General features: G+C 75.5%; 2 protein-coding genes. Both read left to right on the top strand.

Annotated elements, in window-relative coordinates; genetic code table 11:
• A partial coding sequence (locus N869_RS14580; RefSeq protein WP_156968583.1) for a S8 family serine peptidase occupies window positions 1-1,480 on the top strand: 1,480 nt, incomplete at its 5' end.
• A gap of 101 nt (window positions 1,481-1,581) precedes the next feature.
• Window positions 1,582-2,223: RDD family protein (locus N869_RS16685; RefSeq protein WP_198026093.1), on the top strand; the 642-nt coding region annotated here is incomplete at its 3' end.

Genomic DNA, 2,223 nt, shown 5'->3' with positions numbered 1-2,223 from the left:
TGGTGCCGCCCACGGTCACCTGCACCTGGTGGACCAGACCGGGACGGCGTTCCCGGTGCCTGCCGAGGGTGACGAGGCCGCACGCCTGGGGTTCTCACCCGAGGACGTGGCGACCGTCCCGTGGGCGTGGGTGGGTCTGTTCCCTGCTGGTCCCGAGCTGACGGTCACCGCCGCGGCCCAGGCCACCGGGCAGTGGGCGCCTGCGCCCGCCCCGCAGCCGGGCGAACCGCAGCAGGGCCTGCAGGGCCTGCCCGGTGAGGAGGCCGCGGCCGACGGTCAGGTCACCGGCGGTGCCCGGGGGTCCGCCGACGCGACCGCGGAGCAGTGCGACAGTGCGGTCCGCCGACTCGTCCCGGACCCCCCGCAGGCGCTGGAACGGCTGGGCGCGGCTCGCGCCTGGGAGCTGGCCACCGGCGCCGGCGTGGTGGTCGCGGTCGTGGACTCCGGGGTCGAGGCCCGCAACGAGCACCTGGCCGATGCGCTGGTGCCCGGCCTGGACCTGGTCGAGGTCGAGGGTCACCCGGACGGGTGGCGCGACCCGGCCGGTCACGGCACGGCCGTCGCAGGCCAGATCGCGTCCCGGCACGTGGAGGGTTCGGGGCTGGTCGGCCTCGCGCCCGACGCGGTCGTCATGCCGGTCCGGGTGTACCTGTCGAGCGACCCTCGTGCGGTCGAGCAGGGCCTCGGACCGCACACGGCCACGATCGCCCAGGGCATCCGTGCCGCCGCGGACCGAGGGGCGCAGGTGATCAACGTCTCCCTCAGCTCGACCACCGACGACCCTGAGCTCCGTCGAGCCGTCCGGCACGCCACCGACCGCGGCTCGTTGGTCGTGGCGTCGGCGGGCAACCGGCGCACCACCGACGTCACGACCGACTCCCCGCGGTACCCCGCCGCCTACCCGGAGGTCGTGGCCGTCAGCGCGGTCGACCGGGACGACCGGGTGACCAGCGACTCGATCCACGGTCCGCACGTGGACGTCGCGGCTCCGGGGACCGACGTCCTGACGGCGTTCCACGCCGCCGGGAACTGCGTCCTGGCGGGTGGCGAGGCGTCCACGTCGTTCGCGACCGCCTACGTCAGTGCGGCCGCCGCGCTCCTTGCCGAGCGGTTCCCCCACGAGTCACCCGCGCAGTGGGCCCACCGGTTGACGGCCACGGCGGCCAGGGCGCAGCCCGATGCCCGTGACGACCTCGCCGGCTGGGGTGTGATCCGCCCGTACGCCGCACTGGCCTTCGTCGACGACGGGACGGCACCCGGCCCGCAGAGCCCGGTGCACGTCGCGCCGGCGGTGACCTGGCACGGTCCGCAGGGCGTGGACCTCACCGTGCGTGAGGACGCCACGGCGCGTGTGCGCGCCACCACCGTGTGGTGGGTGCTCGCCGGGGCTGGCGCGGTGACCGGCGCCGTGCTCGTGGGGACGCTGCGGGCCCGGGGCCTGCGGCTACGCGCCCGGACCCGGGCGGCAGGTGGGCACTAGCGAGCAGATCCGCCGCAGGACTCAGGTCGACGCCCTCGGCTGCCGATGTACCCGGGGACGACTGTCCGTCCACACGCGAGCGGGAGGTGAGCCGGCCGATCATGCCAGTCCCCGGTGCAGTTCCCGCGACCATGGGCGCACGCCTGCTCGCCCACGTCATCGACATGGTCGCCGCACTCATCCTGGGCGGGGGGTTCGTGGCCGTCGGCCTGGTCTCCCTGTACCAGGAGCTCGCCGACGCCGCCTCGACGCCGGACGTGGAGCAGGCCGGCCCGCTGGTGGTGGGCGCCGTCCTGCTCCTGGGGCTGGGGCTCTTCCAGTGGTGGTACCTGGCCGCCCGTGGTTTCACGCTGGGCAAGCGGATGGTCGGCCTGAGGGTGCTGGGTGCGCGCGACGGCCGGCCGCTGGGCGGACTGCGTGCGCTGGTCCGGTTCCTCGTCCCGGCCATGGGGACGTTCGTCGGGGGAGTGGGTCAAGTGGTGGTCCACCTGTCCCCGTTCTTCGACGCGGGCGTGATGCGGCAGGGTTGGCACGACAAGGCCGCCCGGTCGGTGGTGCTCGACGTGGGGATGGGGGTGGATCCGATGTCCTCTGCTGACGCACGCGGGAGTCGCGGTGCCCGGGCCGACCGTGGTGCGGGCGGTGGTCCCGCGGACCAGCCCTCGGACCCACCGGTGACCGCCCCGCCCCCTGCGCCGGCGCCACCACCCGCCCCCCGGGCACCGGCCGCGGCACCCCCTCCA

Origin of the sequence: Cellulomonas bogoriensis 69B4 = DSM 16987 (genome assembly GCF_000767165.1) — a bacterium.
GTDB lineage: Bacteria > Actinomycetota > Actinomycetes > Actinomycetales > Cellulomonadaceae > Actinotalea > Actinotalea bogoriensis.
This window is presented reverse-complemented; position numbering and strand designations above follow the sequence as displayed.